General features: G+C 40.9%; 16 protein-coding genes and 1 pseudogene. 9 read left to right on the top strand and 8 right to left on the bottom strand.

The features are described 5' to 3' along the window. The first annotated feature begins 118 nt into the window (after positions 1-118). The 3 genes from QVP90_RS15450 to QVP90_RS15440 all read left to right on the top strand — a co-directional run bounded on the left by QVP90_RS15450 (position 119) and on the right by QVP90_RS15440 (position 2,848). Entirely contained in the window at positions 119-994 is an 876-nt protein-coding gene (locus QVP90_RS15450) for a helix-turn-helix domain-containing protein (protein WP_007481286.1), read from the top strand. A 49-nt stretch (positions 995-1,043) separates the two neighbouring features. Then, on the top strand, positions 1,044-1,952 hold the full coding sequence (gene bla / locus QVP90_RS15445) for a class A beta-lactamase, subclass A2 (protein WP_021936926.1): 909 nt from the start codon (positions 1,044-1,046) through the stop codon (positions 1,950-1,952). Positions 1,953-2,134: 182 nt separating this feature from the next. After that, positions 2,135-2,848: a DUF3784 domain-containing protein gene (locus QVP90_RS15440; protein ID WP_007481282.1), complete on the top strand. Its 714-nt coding sequence runs from the start codon at positions 2,135-2,137 to the stop codon at positions 2,846-2,848. Positions 2,849-3,268: 420 nt separating this feature from the next. On the opposite strand, the gene QVP90_RS15435 is transcribed toward QVP90_RS15440, so the two are convergent. Next, entirely contained in the window at positions 3,269-3,817 is a 549-nt protein-coding gene (locus QVP90_RS15435) for a 30S ribosomal protein S16 (RefSeq protein ID WP_021936925.1), read from the bottom strand. Between the two features lie 132 nt (positions 3,818-3,949). Continuing rightward, positions 3,950-4,840: a helix-turn-helix domain-containing protein gene (locus tag QVP90_RS15430; RefSeq protein ID WP_005931257.1), complete on the bottom strand. Its 891-nt coding sequence runs from the start codon at positions 4,838-4,840 to the stop codon at positions 3,950-3,952. 215 nt (positions 4,841-5,055) lie between these two features. Between QVP90_RS15430 and QVP90_RS15425 the strand changes: the two genes are divergently transcribed. The 5 genes and pseudogenes from QVP90_RS15425 (at position 5,056) to QVP90_RS15405 (ending at position 11,220) form a co-directional block, all read left to right on the top strand. Next, entirely contained in the window at positions 5,056-6,315 is a 1,260-nt protein-coding gene (locus QVP90_RS15425) for a TolC family protein (protein ID WP_044094045.1), read from the top strand. Positions 6,316-6,365: 50 nt separating this feature from the next. Next, the gene (locus QVP90_RS15420; protein WP_005931262.1) at positions 6,366-7,274 is read left to right on the top strand and encodes an HlyD family secretion protein; all 909 of its coding nucleotides are present in this window, start codon (positions 6,366-6,368) and stop codon (positions 7,272-7,274) included. Positions 7,275-7,306: 32 nt separating this feature from the next. Beyond that, positions 7,307-8,767: pseudogene (locus tag QVP90_RS15415) on the top strand (ATP-binding cassette domain-containing protein). A 3-nt stretch (positions 8,768-8,770) separates the two neighbouring features. Beyond that, positions 8,771-9,874 (top strand): ABC transporter permease, encoded by a 1,104-nt coding sequence (locus tag QVP90_RS15410; RefSeq protein WP_005931268.1) that lies wholly within the window; start codon positions 8,771-8,773, stop codon positions 9,872-9,874. A gap of 173 nt (positions 9,875-10,047) precedes the next feature. Further along, a complete protein-coding gene (locus QVP90_RS15405; protein WP_025819190.1) occupies positions 10,048-11,220 on the top strand; it encodes an ABC transporter permease in 1,173 nt (390 codons plus the stop codon). Positions 11,221-11,417: 197 nt separating this feature from the next. On the opposite strand, the gene QVP90_RS15400 is transcribed toward QVP90_RS15405, so the two are convergent. The 6 genes from QVP90_RS15400 to uvrB all read right to left on the bottom strand — a co-directional run bounded on the left by QVP90_RS15400 (position 11,418) and on the right by uvrB (position 17,387). Beyond that, positions 11,418-11,846 carry an Hsp20/alpha crystallin family protein gene (locus QVP90_RS15400; protein WP_025819189.1) on the bottom strand — a complete coding sequence of 143 codons (429 nt, stop codon included), beginning with the start codon at positions 11,844-11,846 and terminating at the stop codon, positions 11,418-11,420. Between the two features lie 229 nt (positions 11,847-12,075). Beyond that, positions 12,076-12,546: a hypothetical protein gene (locus QVP90_RS15395; protein WP_005931277.1), complete on the bottom strand. Its 471-nt coding sequence runs from the start codon at positions 12,544-12,546 to the stop codon at positions 12,076-12,078. Positions 12,547-12,683: 137 nt separating this feature from the next. Next, complete coding sequence (locus QVP90_RS15390) at positions 12,684-13,397, bottom strand: hypothetical protein (protein WP_021936922.1); 714 nt, start codon at positions 13,395-13,397, stop codon at positions 12,684-12,686. Further along, the gene (locus QVP90_RS15385; protein WP_021936921.1) at positions 13,394-14,194 is read right to left on the bottom strand and encodes a hypothetical protein; all 801 of its coding nucleotides are present in this window, start codon (positions 14,192-14,194) and stop codon (positions 13,394-13,396) included. Before QVP90_RS15385 ends, QVP90_RS15390 begins: the two co-directional genes overlap by 4 nt. Positions 14,195-14,551: 357 nt before the next feature. Further along, complete coding sequence (locus tag QVP90_RS15380; protein ID WP_021936919.1) at positions 14,552-14,980, bottom strand: hypothetical protein; 429 nt, start codon at positions 14,978-14,980, stop codon at positions 14,552-14,554. Positions 14,981-15,353: 373 nt separating this feature from the next. Then, entirely contained in the window at positions 15,354-17,387 is a 2,034-nt protein-coding gene (gene uvrB, locus QVP90_RS15375; RefSeq protein ID WP_021936918.1) for an excinuclease ABC subunit UvrB, read from the bottom strand. Positions 17,388-17,522: 135 nt separating this feature from the next. Between uvrB and QVP90_RS15370 the strand changes: the two genes are divergently transcribed. Further along, positions 17,523-18,821, top strand: coding sequence for a phenylacetate--CoA ligase family protein (locus tag QVP90_RS15370; protein WP_005931297.1), 1,299 nt, complete (start codon positions 17,523-17,525; stop codon positions 18,819-18,821). Positions 18,822-18,901 lie beyond the last annotated feature (80 nt).

Genomic DNA, 18,901 nt, shown 5'->3' with positions numbered 1-18,901 from the left:
AGACAGAAAAGGTTAATATGAATAATAAATTGTTCGATTTGTCTATTTTTTAACTGAATGATAGGTCTGTATTTGGCGATTTGTATTTATTTTGCGCTGAATATATAAATAGAAGAAAATGTTTAATCAGCAAATACCTTTTGAATTTGCGTTACTTTCCTGCGGTGATACTGCACAAGTTGTTAAAACAGGACAGATTATTTCAACAATAAATAAATGCGGATTCTTTCTTTGTCGGCAGGGAGAGATAGAAATATCTTTGCAGGAGAAATCGTATATAATAAAACGGGGTGATCTCTACATTTATATTCCTTCTACTTTGGTGCGGCTTTTACATAAAAGTGCGGATGCAGAGGGTATTATGGTTGGAGTCGATTTGGATTATGTGATCCCGATTGTCAATAAAGTGACTAATGTAGAGAATCTGTTGTTTATCAGAGAGTATCCGTGTGTTTCTCTATCGGATGAACAATATATACATTTGGAAGCTTTGCTTGAGAACTTGCAAAACAGAATCCGTTTGGAAGAGTGTTCGGATATGGGCATACAGCGCCGTCGTCTGACATTGGAACTTGTCAAATCTATGGGGCAGACTATCTGTTATGAGGTTCTGAACATCTATTTTACCAATCGACCGTTGCAACCGTTGTCGCAGAATAAAAAAGATGTGGTTTTTCAGCATTTTATGTTATCTCTGTATCGCTTTTATCGTAAAGAACGCGATGTTACCTTTTATGCCGGGTTGCAACATCTTTCCCCGCGCTATTTTTCAACTATTGTCAAAGAAAAATCGGGTAGCAGTGCTTCTCAGTGGATTATCCAGATGGTTATCACGGAAGCGAAGCAATTATTGGAAACGTCGGATTTAAGTATAAAGGAGATAGCTACGCAGCTGAATTTTCCGACACAGTCCTTTTTCGGTAAATACTTTAAGCAATATGCCGGTGTATCTCCCAAAGATTATAGGAAAGATGAGTTAGGCAGGCGCAGGTGATTGGCGGCGGAGTTATAATAATTGTAATATTAAACAATATAGAGAAAGTATGAAGAATAATATTTCATGGAAGTTCGGAATAATTGTGGCATTGTTTTTGATTATTTCGTGGCATGGATATGCCACTCATCCCCTGAAAGCTGATTTTGATAAACTGTTGCAAGATAAGCAGGCAACCGTAGGAGTAGCTGTTGTGTCTGATGGGTGCAAGACTTTTACTTACAATAATCAGCATCATTTTCCCTTAATGAGTGTTTTTAAGTTTCATCAGGCATTGGCAGTATTGAATTATCTGGACAGGAAACAATTGCCGTTGACGACGGAAATATTGATTCGAAAAGCGGATCTGCTGCCCGATACTTACAGTCCGTTAAGGGAAGCACGCCCTAAAGGAGGGTTTAAAATGTCAGTGGGTGAGCTATTGAGATATAGCGTGTCGGAAAGTGATAATAATGCCTGTGATATTTTATTTCGCTATATCGGTGGAGTTGAGGTAGTGGATAAATACATCCGTACATTGGGTATCACGGATTTTAAGATTGAGGCAACGGAGGAGGATATGCACGAAGGTTTTAGATATCAATACCTCAATTGGACCACTCCTCTTGCGGCAGTTCGGGCTTTGGAGAAGTTTTGCACGGAAACCTTGTTCCGGCATTCCGGATATAAAGAGTTTTTAGAGAAAATAATGATGGAAACCGTTACAGGGAAGGATAAATTGAAAGCAGGATTACCTCCGGCAGTTGTATTGGGGCACAAAACAGGTTCGTCTGACAGAGACGAATCAGGATTGAAAGCGGGCGATAATGATATGGGTTTTGTTCGCTTACCGGATGGAAGCCGATATAGTATAGCGGTGTTTGTGAAGGATTCCAAGGAGGATGATAAGACAAATGCTGCCCTTATCGCGGCGATTTCTCAAAAGGTATATGAATATTATAGCATGTATAAGGAATGAAAGCGCTCTTGTCATTGAGAGATATTTTTTGAGACCTTTCATTAGGAAAAGGGTATTCTATTCTGTTTTTCAAAGAATAATTCTTATCTTTCGGAAATGAAATAAGAGGTGAAATAAGGAATTCTTTGTCGATAGGAAATCGAGATAAATTTGAAACTAAACAATAGGAAACAAACTTTATTATGGAAACTACAGTGTTGATTACAGCTTTTATCCTCATTGGTCTCGGGGTACTTGTAAAGCGTTTCCCGATTCTTATTGCAGGATATAATACTATGTCTAAGGAAGAAAAGATGAATGTGGACGTCAAAGGATTGTCTGCTTTTATGTGTTACAGTCTGGTGGGTATGGGGACGGTTCCTGTACTTGCTTACTACATCTGTTTGGGACTGGGACATGCCGATTGGGCAAGTTATTGCCTTTTCCTTCCTATACTTTATATTCCGTACCTGATAGTCAAGGCGAATAAGTTCGATCACAATCCTCCTAAAAAAAGTACGAAGTACGTGGTTGCTATCAGTGTGTTTACCATCGCAGTGATTGCTGCATTTATGGCGTATGGCATGAATCCGGCTACAATAAAGATCAAGGATGACAGACTGGTCTTTACGGGGATGTATGGAATTACCAGAACTTTTGGAGAGATTGCCGGAGTTCGTTTGGTGGATTCTCTTCCTGATATCACTCTCCGGCTCAATGGCCTTTCGATCGGTGGGATCAGCAAAGGTTGGTTTAAATTGAAAGAGGGAGGTAATTGTTTACTGCTGCTTTCTTCTCGTAGCAAACCTTATATTGTGTTTACGGAAAGAACGGGGAAGGAAATCTTCTTCAATTCGACGAACGGTGAAATTACAGAAACTCTGTATCAGGAATTGAAGAAACTGATCCATCAGTAGCAGGGCAATGGCAATAAGGAAAGTAGGGACGATGAATTAACATGGTTAACGGCTTTTTCCAACTCTATTTTCTTGTGAAAAGGAAATGTATTTTATAGATGCAAAGAATAGTATTCTTATCTGTAAGGAAACGCTTTTAACAGCATGTTAAAAGCGTTTCTTTGTTACTAATGAATCATATAGTTTAAATCGTTGGAAATAAGTATTATACCCTTTCTTGATCTCTTTTCTTCCCTTGTCTACTGCTTTGTTTGGGAAGAGGAGAAGATGGGAAACTTGCTATTTTGATAACTATCTTTTTGTTTTTAGAGATAGATTATTTAGCAGAATTGTCCTATGTCATAAACATAAAAAATCCTCCCCGGCAAACCGGAGAGGATTCTTATAGTTTTAATCCCAATTTTTTGAATTTGCTTACTCTTATTCGGCAACTTCTGTTGCAGGAGCTTCTTCTGCCGGAGCAACTTCTTCCTCTGCGGGTGCATTAGCAGCAGCTTTTGCAGCTTCTTCAGCAGCTTTCTTTTCTGCCAATACTTTAGCTTTTGCTTCGTTTACTTTCTTTTCTGCTTCAAGACGTGCTTTTGCATCAGCTTTCTTAGCTTCTTCTTCTTTAGCTTTCAAAGCAGCAAGACCTGTTTGCTTGTTGTTTTTCCAAGCTTCGAATTTTGCATCAGCTTCTGCTTCACCGAATGCGCCTTTAGCTACACCACCGAGGAGGTGCTTCTTCATGTAAACACCTTCGCGTGAAAGGATGTTACGTACGGTATCGCTGGGTTGTGCACCCTTCAATACCCATGCCAATGCAGCGTCAAAATTCAAATCTACTGTAGCAGGATTGGTGTTTGGGTTATAAGTACCAATCTTCTCAATAAATTTACCATCACGTGGTGCTCTGCTGTCTGCAATTACAATTGAATAGAACGCGTAACTTTTACGTCCGTGTCTTTGCAATCTGATTCTGGTTGCCATTTTTAATAAATGTTTTTAATTAATGATTTGAATTAGTGCTACTAACTCGTAATAGCGGCTGCAAAGATACAACTTTACTTTTGATTGACAAAGTATCCTGCTGATTATTTGTGTAGTGCGATATGGAAGAGCTTATTTCTTTTGGTATTCTTGAGGTGTCATTCCGGTTTTTCTTTTGAAGAATTTACAAAAGAAAGAGGGATTGGGGAAATTTAACTGGTCGGCAATCTGATAGATCAGTAAATCGCTGTGTTTAAGCAAAACTTGTGCTTCGAGTATCACGGCTTGGTTTATCCAGTCCATCACTGTGTGGTGGCTCACTTGATGGATAACGGTATTCAGATAGCGGGGTGTGAGGCATAATTTGTCGGCATAAAATCCGACAGTGCGTTTTTCTTTGCTGTATTCGTTGACTAAGGCGATGAACCGACGGAACAATTCTTCTTGGTGCGAAGGGGCTTGTCCGGTACTGTTTCGTAACTTTCTTTGTATATACCTTATATTATATAGAAGAGCTGTGAGCAGATGTAGAACGACTTCCCGTCTAAAGACCGGTTCTTGCACAGTTTTCCAAATCAGTGAGAAGTACATGCTGATTTCATCCCATTCCTCATCTGTCGGTTTAATTACGATGCCTTGTTGCATATATGAATCGGCCAGGTCTTCTTTATGGGGGATAGGTAGAAAACTGCTGTTGGTAGCAATCATCTGAAAATCGTAGTCGGGAGAAAAATTTATGATTTGGATGATAGAATCCGGTGGAGTAACGATGATCATTTGGGGATCGATATCGTATTCTATCAGATTGACTGATATACGTGCTTTTCCGTGTAAACTGCGGATAATCCGTCCCTCTTTGGCACGATAGGGTTGTCCCGCCTTGACAAGATTACTTTCCAGTTTGGAGGAACTGATGACAATTCCGAAATCGGGGTTTATATATCGATATTCGTTGTTGTGTACAATCAGGCTATGTTTTAATTGCTCGAGCGTTATTTCAAGCGGCTCGTTTTTTTCTTTCATAATAAGACACTCGTATTTCCTACAAAGATAGGATAGAAGAGGGAAAAAATGTGATTTGTACGGGAATAATTTAATATCGGAAGAGTTTTCTTCTTTCTTGTTTTATAAAATCAAGGAAAATCGAACCAATGGAACATCATTACAAACAATTGGAACCTGGTTGTATATTCTATTTCCCTATCTTTGCCGCAAAGAAATTAATAGAGAAAAAGAGTATGAAACGAATGATTCTTTTATTGTCTTTCTTGATGGTAGTGTCATGGATGTACGGACAGATAACTTTGGAGGAGTGCCGGCAGAAAACACAGGATAACTATCCGTTGGTGAGACAATACAGCCTTATTGAAAAAACAAAAGAGTATAATCTGAATAATGCTTCGAAAGGAAATCTGCCACAGTTTTCCCTTTCCGCCAAAGCGAGTTATCAAAGCGATGTGACGGAGCTCCCTGTGAAAATTCCGGGAATAGATATTAAAGGACAGCCGAAAGATCAGTATCAAGTGATGCTGGAGCTGAAACAGAACATTTGGGATGGGGGAGAGATACATTCGAAAAAAGAGAGGATACTTGCATCGTCTGACGTGGAACGGGAAAAGTTGAATGTCGATATGTATGCTCTGAACGAACGGGTAGATCAAATTTATTTCGGCATTCTGTCATTGGATGAGCAGTTGATACAGAATCGTCTGTTACAGGAGGACTTGGAGCGTAGTTATCGGCAGATCAGTGCTTATATGGAAAACGGAATAGCCAATCAGGCTGATCTGGATGCTGTGAAAGTGGAACAGCTTAATACTCGGCAAAAACGGATCGAACTTACCTCGTTGCGACAGGCGTATTTGAAGATGTTGTCTTTACTGACAGGTGAGGAATTGGCGGAAGATACAAAACTGATGAAGCCGTTAGAGAGCGAATACTCGCTGCTGAATGAGATCCGGCGACCGGAGTTGACATGGTTCGATGCACAGAACAATCAACTCGGGATACAGGAGGAGGCTCTGAAGGTTGGCTATCTTCCCCGTTTGGGCTTGTTTGTGCAAGGGGCATATGGCAATCCGGGACTGAATATGTTGAAGGATGAGTTTGCGCCTTTCTATATAGCAGGGGTGCGCTTATCGTGGAATTTTGGAAGTCTGTATACACTGCGGAATGATAAAAAGGTGATAGCCAGTAACCGGCAACAGTTGCAGACAAACCGGGATGTGTTTCTTTTTAACACCCGCTTGCAGGCCACACAACAGAACAGCGATATTGTTTCAATGCGGAAACAGATGCAGGATGACGAAGAAATAATTCGCTTGCGTACCAATATTCGTTTGGCTGCCGAAGCGAAGGTGGCGAACGGTACCCTTACTGTTACCGATATGCTTCGGGAAATCACCTCTGAGAATATGGCCCGGCAAACGAAAGCATTGCACGAGGTACAGTTGTTGATGAACATCTGGAAACTGAAATATACGATAAATGGAGAGTGATATGCCGGTTGAGAGAGACAAATAATAGAAATAATTAAAATATACTTTATATGAAGTCAATGAAACTTATAGGAACTTTTTCCTTACTTTTAATAACTGCCGCTTGTGGGAGTGGCATGCCTGATTATGATGCAACCGGTACGTTTGAAACGACCGAAGTGCTGGTCTCCTCCGAAGTATCCGGAAAATTACTTTGGCTGGATGTAGAGGAAGGTACGGTTTTGGAGGCCGGGCAGCAGGTGGGAGTGGTGGATACCGTTCAGCTTTACTTAAGAAAAAAACAGTTGGAAGCCAGCGTGAAATCAGTTGAGGGCCAACTTCCCGATATTTTGAAGCAGGTTGCCGCTTTGAAAGAAGAGATTGCTACTGCCGAGCGTGAGAAACGTCGTGTGGAGAATCTGTTGAAAGCCGGTGCTGCCAATCAGAAACAACTGGATGACGCCCAAGCCCATCTGGAAGTATTGCAGAAACAACTCGTAGCGCAGGGATCTACTTTGCTTAACAGCCGTGAAAGTCTTACCTGGCAGAGTTCTTCGGTAGGTGTTCAAGTGGCACAGGTGGAAGATCAGTTGATGAAATGTCACATTACATCTCCCATCGCCGGCACGGTACTCGCCAAATATGCGGAAGCCGGCGAACTGGCAACGATGGGTAAGCCGCTGTTTAAAGTGGCGGATATGGAGCAGATGTATATCCGCGCATATATTACTTCCGAACAACTGTCGCAAGTGAAGTTGGGGCAAAAGGTCACGGTGTTTTCCGATTATGGAAATGATGAAAGAAAAGAGTATCCGGGCGTTGTTACTTGGATATCCGACCGTTCGGAATTTACTCCGAAAACGATTCTTACGAAAGATGAACGCGCCAATTTGGTATATGCCGTAAAAGTAGCCGTGAAAAATGACGGGTATCTGAAAATAGGAATGTATGGAGGAGTGGTGTTTGAGAAGGGGAAATAAAAGGAAAGGGGAGAATGGAGAAAGAAGATAGGATGAAGATGGAGGTGGTGGTAGATGGGGTAAGTAAACGGTATGGGAAAGTGGAGGCTTTACAGGATGTCTCTTTCTCGGTGAAGCGTGGTGAACTGTTCGGGCTTATCGGACCGGATGGGGCAGGAAAGAGTACGCTTTTCCGGATTTTGACTACGTTGTTGCTTGCTGATGGCGGTACGGTTACCGTAGGAGGACTGGATGTGGTGAAGGAATATCGGAAAATCCGGCACAAAGTGGGGTATATGCCCGGGCGGTTCTCTTTGTATAAGGACTTGACGGTCGAAGAGAATCTGAACTTCTTTGCGACGGTTTTTCATACTACCATAGAGGAAAATTATGATTTGGTGAAGGATATTTACCAGCAGATAGAGCCTTTTAAGAAACGCCGGGCAGGGGCATTGTCGGGAGGAATGAAGCAGAAGTTGGCTTTGAGTTGTGCTTTGATCCATAAGCCGGACATCCTGTTTCTTGATGAACCGACCACCGGGGTAGACCCCGTTTCCCGTAAGGAATTTTGGGAAATGCTTCGCCGGCTCAAAGAGCAGGGTATCACCATTATAGCTTCTACCCCCATTATGGATGAGGCCCGGCAATGCGACCGTATTGCTTTTATTCACGAAGGACGGATACACGGCATCGATACCCCGGAACAGATTCTGCGCCGGTTTGCCGCTATCCTATGTCCGCCGGGACTGGAACGGGAGGAAACGCATCACGACAACGACTATGTCATTGAAGTGGATAACCTCTGTAAACGATTCGGGAACTTTACTGCTGTGGATCATATTTCATTTAAAGTGAATCGTGGCGAAATCTTTGGTTTTCTTGGTGCCAATGGGGCCGGCAAGACTACTGCGATGCGTATGCTTTGCGGATTGAGCAAGCCGACTTCCGGGCAGGGAGTGGTAGCCGGATTCGACATCTCTACTCATTCTGAGGAAGTGAAAAAGAATATCGGTTATATGAGCCAGAAATTTTCTCTGTACGAGGATCTCAAGGTGTGGGAAAATATTCGTCTGTTTGCCGGTATCTATGGCATGAAAGATAAAGAGATTGCTGTGAAGACGGATGAGCTTCTGGCACGCCTTGGTTTTAGTGACGAACGCGATACGCTGGTCCGTAGCCTTCCTTTAGGCTGGAAACAGAAGCTTGCTTTTTCCGTTTCCATCTTCCATGAGCCGAAGATCGTCTTTTTGGATGAGCCTACCGGAGGAGTCGATCCCGCCACCCGCCGATAGTTTTGGGAGCTTATCTATCAGGCTGCCGACCGGGGAATTACCGTTTTTGTTACCACCCATTATATGGATGAGGCAGAGTATTGCAACCGTGTTTCTATCATGGTGGACGGGCGTATCGAGGCGCTCGACACACCTCTTCGGCTGAAGGAACAGTTTCATGCCGATACGATGGATGATGTATTTCAGCAACTGGCCCGCAAGGCTGTCCGTAAAGCAGATTAAGGAATGAAACAGTTTATAGCTTTTGTCAGAAAAGAGTTTTTCCATATTTTCCGTGACCGGCGGACGATGTTGATCCTTTTGGGAATGCCTGTCGTTCAGATCATTCTCTTTGGTTTCGCCATATCTACCGAAGTGAAAAATGTGCGTGTAGCCGTACTCGATCCTAACAATGACGTAATGACGCGTCACATCGTCGACCGGATCAATGCCAGTGAATATTTTATGGTGACCCGGTTGCTTCATTCTCCACAGGAAGTGGAAAAGGCCTTTAGGGAGGGGGATACCGATCTTGCTATTGTATTCGGTACACAGTTTGCCGACAGGCTTTATGCCGGTGATGCCGAGATACAGCTTATTACCGATGCCACCGACCCTAATATGGCAACAACACAGGTAAATTATGCTACGGGTATTATCGCTTCCGTGCAACAGGAAATGATGCCTGCCGGCGTTTCTGTTCCTACGATCGTGCCGGATGTCAAGTTGCTCTATAATCCGCAGATGAAGAGTACTTATAACTTTGTTCCCGGTGTCATGGGGCTTATCCTGATGCTGATTTGCGCAATGATGACCTCTATATCCATTGTTCGTGAGAAGGAGACCGGAACAATGGAGATCTTGTTGGTTTCACCTGTCCGTCCGTTGTTTGTGATATTATCCAAAGCAGTACCTTATTTTGTATTGTCATTCATTAATCTGATCACGATCCTGTTGTTGTCGGTTTATGTGTTGCATGTGCCTGTGGCAGGTAGTCTGTTCTGGTTGATTGTCGTATCGCTGTTGTTTATATTCGTATCATTGGCATTGGGCTTGCTTATCTCTTCGGTAACACGGACACAGGTAGCTGCCATGTTGGCTTCGGGATTGATTTTGATGATGCCTACCATGATACTTTCCGGTATGATTTTCCCCATAGAAAGCATGCCGCTCGTATTGCAGGTGATATCCGATGTACTGCCTGCCCGTTGGTACATTCAGGCTGTGCGTAAGTTGATGATCGAGGGAGTGGATGTCGCATTTGTAGTGAAAGAGATTATTATTCTGGCATTTATGGCGATAGTACTGATTACGATTAGTTTCAAGAAGTTTAAAAACAGATTGGAATGATGGAATAATGTGCCAATTGGGCAATATGCCAATTAAGAGAATGAAAGAATGAATAATGGAACAATGTGCTGATATGCCAATGTGCCAATTAGAGAAAATGAACATAATTAACCCATTAAAAGCGCCAGCCAATTGGCACATTGTCCCATTGGCATATTGGCACATTATTTACTATGATCAAGTTTCTTATTGAAAAAGAATTTAAGCAATTGATGCGTAATTCGTTTCTTCCGCGTCTTATCTTGCTCTTTCCTTGCATGATCATGATTTTTATGCCTTGGGCAATGAATCTTGAAGTGCGGAATATTTCTCTGAATATCGTAGATAATGATCATTCGGTGATTTCGCGCCGATTGGTTGATAAGATTGCCGCTTCCACTTACTTTCGCCTTACGGCTCTTCCGGATTCTTATGACGCGGCATTGAGAAATGTGGAGTCGGGTGATGCCGATGTTATCCTTGAAATTCCACATCATTTTGAAAGGAATTGTACCAGTGGAAACACTGCTCACGTATTGATTGCAGTGAATGCGGTTAACGGTACGAAAGGCGGATTGGGCAGTGCTTATCTCTCCAACATCATTCGTGATTATGCTTCCGAAGTAGTCTCTTCGTCTGCATTCTCTCCTGTAACGCTTTCTGTGCAAGCTGATGTATTGGGGGATGATACTGTCGTAGGGGGTATTCCGGCATCTTTTACTGCCGATTGCCGGTTATCTACTCTTAACTTGTATAATCCGAATCTGAACTATAAGCTTTTTATGGTACCGGCACTTATGGTAATGTTGCTTACTCTGATCTGTGGCTTTTTACCGGCCCTTAATATTGTAGGAGAGAAAGAAGCAGGAACTATTGAGCAGATAAATGTCACTCCGGTTGGTAAATTTACTTTTATTCTGGCAAAGCTGCTTCCATATTGGCTGATTGGTTTTGTTGTTCTTACTATTTGCTTTATTCTGGCATGGGTACTTTACGGCATTACTCCGGTAGGTCATTTTCTGATAATCTACTTTTTTGCGGTTTTGTTTGTATTGTCTATGTCCGGTTTGGGATTGGTTATTTCTAACCATTCTGCCACTATGCAGCAGTCCATGTTCGTTATGTGGTTTTGCATGTTAGTCCTTATTTTAATGAGTGGTTTGTTTACTCCCATCAGTAGTATGCCCGAGTGGGCACAAGTGATTACCGTATTCAATCCGTTGAAATACCTGATGCAGGTGATGCGTATGGTTTATTTGAAGGGTAGTGGCATGGCCGATTTGTTGCCGCAGTTGGGAGCCTTGCTTGCTTTTGCATTGGTGCTGAATATTTGGGCCGTAAAGAGTTTTAAGAAAGTCGAGGGATAGAGGTACGTTTTTTCGCTTTTTATAAAAAATCACCCGCGTCACAAATTATCTGAACTAACATTCCCAAAACGTTGTGTTCAACTTTGGGGGTACAGTTGGTCTGTGACGCGGGTGGATCTTATGAAAAAAGGGGAGTTTTATTATCCCCTTTTTACTGTTTATTCTATCGGTAAGATGATTCTTGTCCTTAGAACTTTTTATTTAATTTCAATCGTTCTCTCCGGTTTTTTTATCTCCTCTTCGCTAAGTTTGGGAAGATCAATAGTCAAAACACCGTTTTCAACCTGAGCAGCGATTTTTTCCTTGTCTACATTGTCCGGCAAGATCATGGTTTGTTGGAACTTGGAGTATGAGAACTCACGGCGCAGATAGCGACCGTCTTTTTTCTCTTCCTTGTTTTCAACTTTTTTCTCCATAGAAATCACGAGATTGTTATCTTCGTCGATACGGATGTTGAAATCTTCCTTTGTCATACCCGGAGCAGCTACTTCCACTTTATATTCTTTTTCCGATTCAATTACATTGATGGCAGGTGCTGTGGCGTTTGCTTTTGCCATCCATTCGTTATCAAAGAAATCATTAAAGATACTTGGTAACCAGTTTTGAGTTCTTCTAACAGGCATCATAATTTTAGTCTCCTATCTTTAAGTTAAACATTCAATTCGTTTATAACTTCCGTTCCGTTTCCGGAACCGTCGTTCATTATCGATAGGGCAAAACATATGCCAAGCCATTTTTATTCCTATATTTGACTATTTGTCATAAAATAGATGCCAAATTTTCATTATTCATGCCAATTTGTTATCTCATTTTGTTTATTTTATAAAAAATAGATGGAATTTTGATGTTTTGATATTATTTTATCAACTTAAAGCGCATTCGCAATACTTTCCGCTCTTCGTTATAATCATAACTGATAATTTTGAAAGTACCTATTTCGGACGTGTTTTCTACATGTAGTCCGATACATGCACAGACATCATAGCCTCCGATGCGGACGATCCGTAATGTTTCACTTGCGTCTTCCGGCAGTTTGCTGAGGTCGACAATATCTTTGGCTTCCTGTTGTGACATAAATTCAATGCTTACAGGCAGATGTAAACGGATAACCTCATTCACCTTCTCCTCGATGGCCTGTATCTGTTCTTTGTTCGGACAGCTTGCTAATTCATAATCACATTTACTTTTCTTTTTTTCGATGTGGGCATTGCGTGAACGCGGGCAACCGAAGGTTTTCACCATAGTAGCATTCAGAATATGTTCTACTGTATGCATGGGCGCGATTGACACATCCTGAAACTTGGGGGCTGCTTGATTTATTTCCATAATAGATAAGTTTTTATTTTTAAATATAAGGACAAAAGTACATATTTGATTTCATTTTTCTGTTAAACTCACTTGTATACATCATAAGAGGGCATTTCTGTTTGTTATGCTTGTCGGGTTTAACTGACTCTTCCATATTATTTTAGTTTTTTGTAGAAATACGAAATAAGTTTTTCCAGCATATTCTTCTTGGATGGATTTGAAATAGGCATATTTTCATTAAGATCATGGCTTTTGCCTGTTTCGTGTTCTTGAATAGGAGTATTAATCCATTGTTCAAGGTAATTTAGTGTGTATTTATACCAATCTTCTTTTGTTAAAGCTACATCATTCCAATACCATTGGGTACCGTAGCTTTTTAGTTCTCCTATGGCATTTGATAACAGATAAAAGTCGCATAAGATACTATTGTATTCAGTGTCTATGTATAGTTGTTCCAACTTGAACAATACTTCCGAGATCTTTTCTTTATTTGGTGATTGAACAGCCTGTTTTATAAGGTAGGTGCTATATATTATGAAAACCCGGTCAGTGATATTAATCTTGTTTAGGTGTAGCTCTTCAAATATTTTATTTGTTAGGGCAGTGAATTCAAATGGATTACAATGAATATCTTCTCCTGCCAATATAATTAGGTTTTCGGTTTCGTATCCTGCCTGAAGCATTTCGATTGCCCAGTTTATCCATTGAATGTTTATGTTGGAATTTTGCTGTTTATAGAACAGAATTTCAGCAGTCATAGGGACTTTTTGTAGTAAGTCGTTTAGGGTTGCTTCGGTCTCACTTGTATACATAGGCGGATGCTTTTGCTTATTGGGGTCGTTGTGTTCCGGTTGTCGTTCGGTAATCATGATTTGTTGTTCTTTACTTTATTTCTAACTTTTATTATTTCAAATATAGCATTTATTACTAAAACACAGGTGAAAGATGCTACGATGAGAATGGATATAATGCTATTCGAGAAAAGTTTATATATCATCCAGTAAAAGCCGATAAAGAAAACAATGATAAAAATGAAATAGACAATAGAAGCATATTTGTTACGACATATTTGTTCCAGCCTTTTTCGAAATGAAGATTTTTGTTCCCATTTATTGTAGATTTTGCTATCCGGCTTTTTAAGCCATTCATCAAAATATGCTCTTACATACTCTTCCTTATTTTTTAGATCCATGCCTTTCCACAGAGATTGTTCTCCTTCTTCTCTCAGCTCTGTGTAGGCCACATAGAGTACATGGAAATCATATAATAAATAATAATAAGTATTCAGAAACAGCTGATTGAGTTGAGATAATATTTCATATACCTCTTTATTGAGTGTCAATCCCTGCTTTAAGATATAGATGCCATAGTATTTATAGATTGTGAAAGTATCATCCAAGTCGATATTTAGTTCATCAAAGATGACATTGATAAGTCCAATTGATTTTATTTGATCATCTGTCTTTTTATGACTCAAAGCAATGATGTGTGCGTTAATATAGCCTGCTTTCAAAAGCTCGGATGCCCATTCGAACCATTCGGTAGTAATTTCCAGATCCGCATATTCGGTTGATACCATATAGTATGCGATAGCGGCTGTTGATGGTACTTTCTCGAAAATTTGATTAGAGGGTATGTTATCCTCTGTTGTATCTATATTACGCATTGCTTAATTGCTCTGTTATTAAATATGGAATATGACTCTATTCAAATATATCAAGGTTCGTGACATTCTTGAATATGAATTTAAGGTGCTTATCCACTTCTCATTGTCGCTGTTTGTCTTTTTAGAAATGATTGCAGTTTTCTGCTTTGCTTTAAACATTGATTTTCATGTTATAAGCATATTCTTCAGCACTGTTTTTGGCTTTTTGGTGATTGGTTTTGCTACATATGATATATATATTGGCACAACGGCCTATTTCATACATCAGCAATCGTTCCAAATAATACTTTCTTGCACTTTCCTTTGTAAATTCGAAGAACCAATCTTCGTGTTCCTTTTGAGGAGTTGATGCATAGCCTAGCCTTTATACCATGTTAATTGTCGATTTGTTGGTTTCTTTTTACCTATCATCAACTTGTTGTTTTTAGAGAAGGGGTACAATATAATAACATAGACTCCGCTGCCAACTATAAACTCTCTTTGGTCATGATTATTATATGGATTTTTTTTTCTTAGCCATATATGTGTCAAAGGAGCGACGTCTTCGGTGGGTAGCTGTTCTAGCACGCTTTTTATATCGTCTACCGTTATTGGGAAATAAAAATCTTTGGATGGATTTTCTTGCATGTAAATAGGACATTCGTCCAATGGGGAGGGGCACTGTAATGAATGTAACCTTCTCAAAATATTGTCTTTCAGTTTTACCCGCATCCGTCCTCCTTTGAGGTCACCGAAGGTTCGGCTTTTTTTCCATGCGGTTTGCTTTTTACTTTGGAGGTGTCTCATGGTATTGCATTTTTAGAAAGAATATGTGTATGACAAATATAGGATCATTCTATGAAGAAAGCAAACGAATGTGAGAAAAGTTAAGATTGCAAAGCTGGCTTTTGAAGATGATAGTGGTGAATAGGTATTTTGAAGCAGCGTAAAAATATGTCCCGGAACTCTTTGATTTTTTTGTGGAGGAAGTAAACGTCTGAAAATAAAAAAAGGAGCAACGCCTTGCTCCAACCTTTTGTTAACCTTAAATCTAATACTATGAAAAACACAGTGCAAAGATACGGCCTTTGGGGATATCTGCAAATTTTTCGACTTTAAAACTATGTTTTATAACATTGATTAAGATTTGTATTTCTGAAATTAAGTTCTATTGAGAAAATTATCCCCATTTTTCCTTCATCAGATCTTCTAACTTCAGCAATTCGTCGCGATATTGTGCCGCTTCGATGAACTCCAGTTTCTTAGCAGATTCTTGCATAAGTTTTCGTGTGCGTTCAATACTTTTTTGCATTTGCGCTTTTGTCATGTATTGAACAACAGGGTCAGCTGCTATATTTGGACTTAATGGCTCTACATAGGCACGTTGTTCTTTTAGCATGGTTTCTGTCTCAGTATTGTTTCCACCGAATACGGAAAGATTACGGGCCTTCTTTATTTGCTGTGGAGTGATACCGTGTGCTTCATTGTAAGCTAATTGCTTTTCGCGTCTGCGATTGGTTTCATTAATGGTAAGCTGCATGCTTTCCGTTATTTTGTCGGCATACATGATGACTTTTCCATTTACATTTCGGGCAGCACGCCCGGCGGTTTGTGTCAATGAACGGTGCGAGCGGAGGAACCCCTCTTTGTCCGCATCGAGAATGGCAACAAGTGATACTTCGGGAAGATCTAACCCTTCACGCAACAGATTTACGCCGATAAGCACATCATATATTCCTTGACGTAGATCATCCATGATTTTTACCCGTTCAAGCGTATCGACATCGCTATGGATATAGTTACAGCGCACATTGTTGTTTAGCAGGTATTCCGTCAGTTCTTCTGCCATCCGTTTGGTCAGAGTAGTGACAAGCGTGCGCTCTTCTTTTTCAATGCGTATCTGAATTTCTTCCATCAGATCATCGATTTGGTTAAGACTTGGACGTACCTCGATAATCGGATCGAGCAGACCGGTAGGACGTATCACTTGTTCTACAATGATGCCTTCTGAATGGATAAGCTCGTAATCGGCAGGAGTGGCACTTACGTATATTACTTGCTTGGCCATCTCTTCAAATTCTTCGAATTTTAACGGACGGTTATCCATCGCTGCGGGTAGACGGAAACCGTATTCTACCAAGTTTATTTTTCGTGCACGGTCGCCTCCATACATGGCACGTATTTGTGGAACACTCACATGGCTTTCGTCTATTACGATAAGAAAGTCATCGGGGAAGAAATCCAACAGGCAATAGGGACGTGTGCCAGCGGCGCGCCCATCGAAATAACGAGAATAATTTTCGATGCCGGAACAGTGTCCCAATTCACGGATCATTTCCATATCGTAGGTCACACGCTCATATAGTCGTTTGGCTTCGTATTCTTTTCCGATGGATTCAAAATAGGCGACCTGCTTGGTGAGATCCTCTTCTATTTCGTGAATAGCCCGTAAGGTTGCTTCTTTGGTGGTCATAAAAAGGTTGGCGGGGTATATTTTGTATGCCTCGAAAGGAGCGGTAGTAACACCGGTAATCGGGTCCACTTCTTCTATTCCGTCAATTTCATCTCCCCAAAAAGTAACCCGTAGGATGTTATCGGAATAGGCCAGATAGATATCCACCGTATCTCCTTTGACACGGAAATTACCTCGGTTTAAATCCAGGTCGTTACGTACATATAGGCTGTCGACGAGACGGCGCAGAAAGACGTTGCGATCCATCATACGCCCGCGCTCTATTTCTATTACGTTATTATAGAAATCCGAAGGGTTCCCCATACCATAGATACAAGAGACGGATGAAACCACTACCACATCTTTTCGTCCCGAAAGTAGAGAAGAAGTGGCGGCAAGGCGCAGTTTGTCTATTTCATCATTGATGGCAAGATCTTTTTCGATATACGTATCGGAACTGGGAAGATAGGCTTCCGGTTGGTAATAGTCATAATAAGATACGTAGTATTCAACGGCATTGTTTGGGAAAAATCCTTTGAACTCACTGTATAGTTGGGCTGCCAATGTCTTATTATGGCTCAATATCAGTGTGGGTTTATTGATATTGGCTATGACATTGGCAATCGTAAAAGTCTTTCCGGAGCCTGTAACTCCCAGCAGAGTTTGGCCCGGTAGTCCTTGTTTCACCCCTTCGGTGAGCTGTGCAATGGCTTCAGGTTGATCGCCTGTAGGTTTATAAGCGGATGTTAATTCAAAATTCATGTTCTGTTTTAAAAAGGAAGGCAATATTCGGGAAAATAGTTGAGATAAACAAGTCTTTTTTTCAAATAAATCCTTTACTTTGCAACAGTTTATTATAAAAAACAGAATAATACAAATAGAAATACAGCGAAAAACATGATTTGGAATGAAAGTATCGAATGCATGGACCGGGAGAGCCTTCGCAAGATTCAAAGTATACGGCTCAGGAAAATAGTAGAGCACGTTTATCACAACACACCTTTTTACCGGAAGAAAATGCAGGAGTTAGGCATTACTCCTGACGATATCAATAGTATTGACGATATAGGAAAACTGCCTTTTACTACAAAGTATGATTTACGGGATAATTATCCATTTGGACTTTGTGCTGTGCCGATGAGTCAGATTGTACGTATTCACGCCTCTTCGGGAACTACCGGAAAACCGACGGTGGTGGGGTATACTCGTAAAGATTTGTCTACGTGGTCGGAATGTTTGTCGCGTGCTTTTACAGCTTATGGAGCGGATAGTTCGGATATTTTTCAAATATCTTATGGTTACGGACTCTTTACCGGTGGGCTTGGTGCTCATGCGGGGGCTGAAAATATTGGGGCGTCCGTCATTCCTATGTCAAGCGGAAATACGGAAAAACAAATAACGTTGATGCATGATTTCGGTTCGACTATGCTGTGTTGCACTCCATCTTATGCGCTTTATCTGGCTGATGCTATTAAAGATTCCGGTTTACCTCGTGAAGAGTTTAAATTGAAAGCCGGTGCTTTTGGAGCCGAACCTTGGACGGAGAATATGCGTCGTGAAATAGAGGAGAAGTTGGGCATTAAAGCTTATGATATATACGGGTTGAGTGAAATAGCCGGTCCGGGTGTCGGATATGAGTGTGAATGCCAGCATGGTACACATTTGAACGAGGATCATTATTTCCCTGAAATCATCGATCCTCATACGCTGCAACCCGTTAAACCCGGACAGACAGGAGAGCTTGTCTTTACACATCTTACGAAAGAAGGAATGCCTTTATTGCGCTATCGTACTAAAGATCTTACTGCTTTACATTATGATACATGTTCTTGTGGACGAACGCTGGTGCGTATGGATCGTATTTTAGGACGTAGTGATGATATGCTGATTATTCGTGGCGTAAATGTATTCCCCACTCAGATTGAGTCCGTCATTCTTGAAATGCCGGAATTCGAGCCGCATTATCTGTTAACTATCGATCGCCAGAACAATACTGATACGATGGAGCTGAAAGTGGAAGTGCGTGAAGATTGTTATTCGGATGAGATTAACAAGATGCTCGCATTGAAGAAGAAGTTGACTTCTCGTTTACAAAGTGTGTTAGGGTTAGGTGTGAATGTAAAGCTGGTTGAACCACGTAGTATTGAACGCAGTGTGGGAAAAGCAAAGAGAGTAATTGATAACAGAAAACTTTAATTTGATTACAGATGTGTGAGTTGCAAACGATCAAATGTGTTTATTTTGCATGATTGGCAACTTTGTTATTTGTAAATCGT

The sequence above is a fragment of the Bacteroides sp. CAG:189 genome, assembly GCF_000432295.1.
In the GTDB taxonomy this organism is placed as follows: Bacteria; Bacteroidota; Bacteroidia; order Bacteroidales; family Bacteroidaceae; genus Bacteroides; species Bacteroides salyersiae.
The sequence above is the reverse complement of the archived record's forward strand: the minus strand, read 5'-3'. Positions and strand labels throughout refer to the sequence as shown.